Origin of the sequence: Pseudomonas sp. CG7 (assembly GCF_023701885.1) — a bacterium.
Taxonomy (GTDB): Bacteria; Pseudomonadota; Gammaproteobacteria; order Pseudomonadales; family Pseudomonadaceae; genus Aquipseudomonas; species Aquipseudomonas zanjanensis.
In genome coordinates this window covers 1-6,701 of record NZ_JABAEE010000105.1, presented here as the reverse complement: position 1 = coordinate 6,701, position 6,701 = coordinate 1, and the positions used below count along the sequence as shown (strand labels likewise).

4 protein-coding genes are annotated in these 6,701 nt (G+C 63.0%); all 4 read right to left on the bottom strand.

The features are described 5' to 3' along the window. Positions 1–154: 154 nt before the first annotated feature. On the bottom strand, positions 155–391 hold the full coding sequence (locus HGO40_RS27615) for an anti-sigma factor family protein (RefSeq protein WP_250965621.1): 237 nt from the start codon (positions 389–391) through the stop codon (positions 155–157). Further along, positions 385–996, bottom strand: coding sequence for an RNA polymerase sigma factor (locus HGO40_RS27610; RefSeq protein ID WP_250965620.1), 612 nt, complete (start codon positions 994–996; stop codon positions 385–387). The genes HGO40_RS27615 and HGO40_RS27610 overlap by 7 nt, the downstream gene beginning before the upstream one ends. Before the next feature lie 182 nt (positions 997–1,178). After that, positions 1,179–2,300: a beta-ketoacyl-ACP synthase III gene (locus HGO40_RS27605; protein ID WP_250965619.1), complete on the bottom strand. Its 1,122-nt coding sequence runs from the start codon at positions 2,298–2,300 to the stop codon at positions 1,179–1,181. Between the two features lie 339 nt (positions 2,301–2,639). Further along, positions 2,640–6,551, bottom strand: a complete 3,912-nt coding sequence (gene hrpA / locus HGO40_RS27600) for an ATP-dependent RNA helicase HrpA (protein ID WP_250965618.1) — start codon at positions 6,549–6,551, stop codon at positions 2,640–2,642. Positions 6,552–6,701 lie beyond the last annotated feature (150 nt).

Genomic DNA, 6,701 nt, shown 5'->3' with positions numbered 1-6,701 from the left:
CACGCCGCTATCCCAGATTTCTGCCTGTGTCGTGGGCGCGGATATGTTTATATGAGACAGCGATAGCGGTGGTTCAGTCGGCAGTGATTTGACTGATACACCGCTATCGCGAGCAAGCTCGCTCCCACAAGGGGTCGGTGGTGTATCGAGGGGTTTAGCGGAGGTCTTTGCGCCGTTCGGCGGCGAGTTTCTCGGCGAGGTGATCCAGGTCGGGAACCGGTGGCTGCGGCAGTTTTTTGAGGGTCGCCTGCATCAGGCGCATCTGGCGGATGAACCGTCGGCAATTGGGGCAGAACATCAGGTGATGGCGCACCAGCAGGCGTTCACGAAAACTCAGTTGTCCGTCGAGGTAGTCGCTGGAGCGGGCCACTTGTTCCTTGCAGGTCAGCATTCGCCGGTTTCCTCGAAATGTTCAACAGTCGCGAAGACCTTCAATCGGGCGCGATGCAACAGCACGCGTACATTGGAGAGCGAAATGCCCAGGAGATTACAGATTTCGTCCAACTCCAGGCCCTGTTGTTCCCGCAGGGTCAGCACGCTGCCTTGCAGTTCCGACAGGCTGAGCAAGGTGTGTTCCAGGCAATCACGTAATTCACCCTCGGTGAGCAGCGCTTCGGGCGTGTCCTGGTGCCAGGCGAACGGCGCCAGCAGCCAGTGCCCGTCAGCGGCGAAACGCTCATCGCCAAGGGTGCCGTGGGGCGCCGGAAGATCGTCGAGCAACACTTCCCGCCGGTTCTGTTTGTAACGTCCCTTGGCGGCGTTGGCCGTGATGGTCAACAGCCAGGTCTTGAGGCTGGAACGTCCCTGGAAACCGTTGAGATTGCGCACCACCGAAAGCCATGCGTCCTGCACCACTTCGTCGGCATGGCGGCTGCCGACGATGGCATAGGCCACGGCGCGCATCGGGCTCTGGTAGGCGCTGACCAGTTCCTTGTAGGCCTGCTGTTCACCGGCCAGGAGGCGTTGGAGCAGGAGGGTGTCGTCGGTGACTGTCATTCAACATCCCAAGATCTGCAAGACTGCGATGCTTCTGTGGCGAGGGAGCTTGCTCCCGCTCGGTTGCGCAGCAACCGCAAGATATTGGGGGTCGCTTCGCAACCCAGCGGGAGCAAGCTCCCTCGCCACAAAAGCTTCCCCCACAGCAAGCGCCCTTGCCCAAAAATCTGGACCAGACCAGATCAATGCTTACGCAAAATCACGCTGCCAATCGAATAACCGGCGCCAAACGAACTGAGGACAGCGACCGAACCGCTGGGCAGGTCGTCCTGGTAGGTGTGGAATGCAATCACCGAACCGGCCGAACTGGTGTTGGCGTAGCGGTCGAGAATCACCGGGGCTTCCGCTTCGGTGGCTTCGCGCCCCAGCAGCTTGCGCACGATCAGATGGTTCATGCTCAGGTTGGCCTGGTGCAGCCAGAAACGTTTCACGTCGCCAACGCTCAACTGGTTTTCTTCCAGGTGGGCACCGATCAGTTCGGCCACCATCGGACAGACATCGCGGAACACCTTGCGGCCTTCCTGGACGAACAGTTTGTCGCGGCTGCCCATGCCCTCTTCCGCGGTGCGGTTGAGGAAGCCGAAGTTGTTGCGAATGTTGTTGGAGAACTTGGTCAGCAGCTTGGTACTGACCACGTCGAACTGGTACGGCGAGGTCGCCAGGTCGGCGCGTTCGATGATCACGGCAGTGGCCGCGTCGCCGAAGATGAAGTGGCTGTCGCGGTCACGGAAGTTCAGGTGACCGGTGCACACTTCCGGGTTGACCATCAAGATCGCCCGGGCCTGGCCCAGTTGCACGCTGTTGGCCGCGGCCTGGATGCCGAAGGTTGCCGAGGAGCAGGCCACGTTCATGTCGAAACCGAACCCTTCGATGCCCAAGGCTTCCTGGACTTCGATGGCGATGGCCGGGTACGCACGCTGCAGGTTGGAGCAAGCGACGATCACCCCGTCGATGTCGGCCGCCGTACGGCCGGCGCGCTCCAAGGCCTGTTTCGCGGCGCCGACGGCCATTTCGCAGAGCACCGACCACTCATCGTTGGAGCGCTCGGGCAGGCGTGGGGTCATGCGTTGCGGATCGAGAATACCGTCCTTGTCCATGACAAAGCGGCTCTTGATGCCGGAAGCCTTTTCGATGAACGCGGCGTTGGATTCGGTCAAGGCCTCGACTTCACCACGCTCGATGGCAGCGGCGTTATCAGCGTTGAATTGGGCGACATAGGTATTGAAAGATTGCACCAGTTCTTCGTTGGAGATGCTGTTGGCCGGGGTGTACAGGCCGGTGCCGCTGATGACGACGTTATGCATGGGTCGTGTCTCTGATCTGTTCAGGCAGAAAGTATTGGCACCGACGTACCAACACGCAAAGGGACTTTTCCCATCCGGGGAAGCAGCCCTGGCATCGCTTTATTCCGATCCGCCCGTGGCATTGAAGCTCAAAACCACGGAACCGGCATTTATAGGCGCGAAGTTTGCCATAAACGCTGGGGTTTGGCCCATTCCCCATTCACTTCAACATCCTACCCTGTGGGAGCGAGCTTGCTCGCGATGGCGGTGTATTAGTCAACATCAATGCAGGCTGAACCACCGCTATCGCGAGCAAGCTCGCTCCCACAGGGCTTCACAGGGGGTTGATGGTGTGTGCCATCACCCCTCCACCAACCCCCACTGCTTGCCCAGGCGCTTGTCGGAAATCGGCACCTTGGTGCCCAACTGCTGGGCGAACAGTGACACCCGGTATTCCTCCAGCCACCAGCGGTACAGCTCCAATTGCGGGTCGCGCTTGCCTTCCTGGGCGTGTTTGCTGGCGCGGGTCTTGTATTGGGCCCAGAGGTTCGACAGTTCGCCGCTCCAGACCCGGTCCTTCTGCACTTGGCTGCCGAGCTTCTCGAAGCGTTGCTCGATGGCCTTGAGGTAACGCGGCAGTTCCTTGAGCCATTGGTGCGGGGTTTCCCGCACGAAGCCTGGGTACACCAGGTGGCTGAGTTGCTGCTTGATGTCGTTCAGCGCCACGGCCTGGGCCAGGTCGATCTTGCCCTTGAAACGTTTTTGCAGGCTGTGCCAGAGCTTGAGGATGTCCAGGGTCAACTTCGCCAGGCGTTCGGCGTGCTCGGTCCAGCCGCCGCGCTTGCGCTCGGCCAGGGCGGCCAGGGCGGCGCCGTCACGGGGCAGGCTCGCCTCACCTTCGAGCACGCAGCTGTCGAGGCTGGCGAGCAGAATGTCTTCCACCAGGCCGTCGATACGGCCCAAGTCGCGGTATAGCAGGCCAAGCTCCGTCAGCCCCGGCAACTTGCCACGCAGAAACTTGGTCGACTCGGCCAATTGCTGCATCAGCAAGCGCTGCAAGGCGCGGCGATGCTGGAATTCGGCTTCGGCTGGCGTCGGGAAACGTCCCTCCTTGACCACGCCGCCCTCTTCCACCAACGCCGGGTACACCGTCATCGACAGCCCGGCGATCTTCTGTTGGGTTTTCTCCGCCACCGGCGCGAAGACCTTCGCCTCCACCGGCGCCTGGCTTTTCGCCGTTTGCGGCACGGCCAAGGCCGCCTGGCTGGCCTCGGCAAAGCGTGCCGTCAGCTCGGCCAGGTCGCGGCCTTCGCCGAGGAACTTGCCCTGGCCGTCGACGATTTCCAGGTTCATGCGCAGGTGGCTTTCGACCTGCTGGGCCGCTTCGGCCCAGGCTTCGTCACTGACCCGCGCCCCGGTCATGCGCAGCAGCTCACGGCCCAGGGCCTGCGGCAGCGAGCCCTCGGCGAAGGTGATGCGCTGCAGCGCCGCCTTGACGAAATCCGGCACCGGCACGAAGTTCTTGCGCAGGGCCTTGGGCAGGTTGCGCACCAGGGCGATGCACTTGGCCTCGATCATCCCCGGCACCAGCCATTCCAGGCGTTCCGGCGGCAGCATCGGCAGCAATGGCGCCGGAACCCGTAGCGTCACGCCGTCACGGGGATGGTTGGGCTCGAAGTGATAGCTCAGCGGCAAGGTCAGGTCACCGACGCGCAAGGTGTCGGGGTACTGCGTGGCGGTGACTTCGCTGGCTTCGCGGGCCAGCACGTCCTCCTCGCGCATGATCAGCAATTGCGGGTCTTTCTGGCTGTTGATCCGGTACCAACTGTCGAACGTCGCGGTCTGGTGGATCTCCGCCGGCAGGCGCGCGTCGTAGAACGCAAACAGGGTTTCTTCGTCGGCCAGGATGTCACGGCGACGGGCCTTGGCTTCCAGCTCGTCGAGCTGTTCCAGCAAGCGGGTATTGGCCCCCAGGCATTTGGCCTTGGACTGGATCTCGCCGCGCACCAGCGCCTCGCGGATGAACAGTTCACGGGACACCACCGGGTCCACCGGCCCGTAGTGCACCGGCCGGCGACCGACGACGATGAGCCCGAACAGCGTGATCTGCTCATAAGCCACCACTTGCCCGCGCTTCTTCTCCCAATGGGGGTCGAAGTGGTTTTTCTTGATCAGGTGCCCCGCCAGCGGCTCGATCCAGTCCGGTTCGATCTTGGCCACCATGCGCGCGTACAACTTGGTGGTTTCCACCAGTTCGGCGGTCATCAGCCACTGCGGACGCTTCTTGCCCAGCCCCGACGAGGGGTGGACCCAGAACCGCCGCTGGCGAGCGCCGAGGTAATCACCGTCTTCGGTTTTCTGGCCGATCTGGCTCAACAGCCCCGACAGCACCGCCTTGTGCAGTTTCGGGTAGTCGGCCGGGTCTTTGTTGAGGCTCAACTGCATGTCGCGGCAGATCAGGCTCAACTGGCGATGGGAATCACGCCACTCGCGCAGGCGCAGGTAGTTGAGGAAGTTCTTGCGGCACCAGTTACGCAGGGGGCTGGCGGTCAGGGCCTGGCGCTGCTCTTCGAAACCGCGCCACAGGTTGACCAGCCCGGCGCAGTCCGAGTCGACATCCTTCCAGGGGGCGTGGGCCTGGTCGGCCGCATGTTGCCGTTCCGGCGGACGCTCGCGCGGGTCCTGGATCGACATGGCGCTGGCGACGATCAGCACTTCCTGGAGGCTGCCCAGCTTCGCCGCTTCCAGCAGCATGCGGCCCATGCGCGGGTCCACCGGCAGGCGCGCCAACTGCCGACCCAGCGGGGTCAGCTGACTGTTGCGGTCCACCGCCGAGAGTTCTTGCAGCAGGTTGAAACCGTCGCTGATGGCCTTGCCATCCGGCGGCTCGATGAACGGGAAATCGGTGATCTCGCCAAGGCGCAGGTGCAGCATCTGCAGGATCACCGCCGCCAGGTTGGTGCGCAGGATTTCGGGATCGGTGAATTCCGGCCGCCCAAGAAAATCTTCTTCGCTGTACAGCCGCACACAGATTCCCGGCTCGACCCGTCCGCAGCGACCCTTGCGCTGGTTGGCGCTGGCCTGGGAAATGGCCTCGATGGGCAGGCGCTGGACCTTGGCCCGATAGCTGTAGCGACTGATGCGTGCGGTACCGCTGTCGATCACGTAGCGGATGCCCGGCACAGTGAGCGAGGTTTCGGCGACGTTGGTCGCCAACACCACGCGACGGCCCGGGTGGGACTGGAAAATCCGCTGCTGTTCGGCCGGCGACAATCGCGCATACAACGGCAAGATCTCGGTGTGCTTGAGCTGGGCCTTGCGCAGCATTTCCGCGGCGTCGCGAATCTCCCGCTCGCCCGGCAGGAACACCAGCACATCCCCGGGGCTGCGGCGCTCGCTGCGCTCGTAGGCGGCGATTTCGTCGAGGGTGGCGAGGATCGCCTGGGCGACGGTCAAGTCGTCCTCGACCCGGTTGCCCTCCTCGGCCTGCTCCAGGGTCAGCGGGCGATACCAGGTTTCCACCGGGAAGGTACGGCCCGAGACTTCGACGATCGGCGCGTCATCGAAGTGCTTGGAAAAGCGTTCCAGGTCGATGGTCGCCGACGTGATGATGACTTTCAGGTCCGGACGGCGCGGCAGCAAGGTCTTGAGGTAGCCAAGCAGGAAGTCGATGTTCAGGCTGCGTTCGTGGGCTTCGTCGACGATGATCGTGTCGTAGCGCTCGAGGTAGCGGTCATTCTGGGTCTCGGCCAGCAGGATGCCGTCGGTCATCAGCTTGATCAGGGTGTTAGCGTCGCTCTGGTCCTCGAAGCGCACCTGATAACCCACCAGCGCCCCCAATGGCGTGGCAAGTTCCTCGGCCACGCGGCTTGCGACGCTGCGGGCGGCGATCCGGCGCGGCTGGGTGTGGCCGATCAAGCCATGCTGGCCACGACCGATTTCCAGGCAGATCTTCGGCAATTGCGTGGTTTTGCCCGAGCCGGTCTCGCCCGCGATGATCAGCACCTGGTGCTTGAGCAGCGCTTCCTTGATTTCGTCGCGCTTGGCGGCGATCGGCAAATTATCGTCATAGCGGATCACCGGCAGGCTCGCCTTGCGCGCCAGCACCTGATCGCACGACGCCTGCATGCGCGCCACCCACTGGGCCAGCTTGGCCTCGTCGGGCTTCTTGCGCAGCTCGAGCAACTGCCGCCGCAACCGGTGACGGTCGGCGAGCATGGCGTGGTCGAGGTTTTTCAGCAGTTTGTCGATAGCGGGGGCTTGGTCAGTCATCAGGTACGCAAGGGTCGTCGGTTTGAGCAAGGGGCGATTGTCGCAGATTTGCGGTCATTGCGCCGAGCACACAAAGCAGCCCCACCGCCCTCCCACAGGAGGTTTGTGCCAAGGCTGGGCTTTTGTGGCGAGGGAGCTTGCTCCCGCTGG

What these genes read in the sequence shown, in the direction of transcription:
- HGO40_RS27615 (WP_250965621.1), bottom strand. Translation starts at nt 391, where the DNA reads ATGCTGACCTGCAAGGAACAAGTGGCCCGCTCCAGCGACTACCTCGAC.
- HGO40_RS27610 (WP_250965620.1), bottom strand. Translation starts at nt 996, where the DNA reads ATGACAGTCACCGACGACACCCTCCTGCTCCAACGCCTCCTGGCCGGT.
- HGO40_RS27605 (WP_250965619.1), bottom strand. Translation starts at nt 2,300, where the DNA reads ATGCATAACGTCGTCATCAGCGGCACCGGCCTGTACACCCCGGCCAAC.
- hrpA (WP_250965618.1), bottom strand. Translation starts at nt 6,551, where the DNA reads ATGACTGACCAAGCCCCCGCTATCGACAAACTGCTGAAAAACCTCGAC.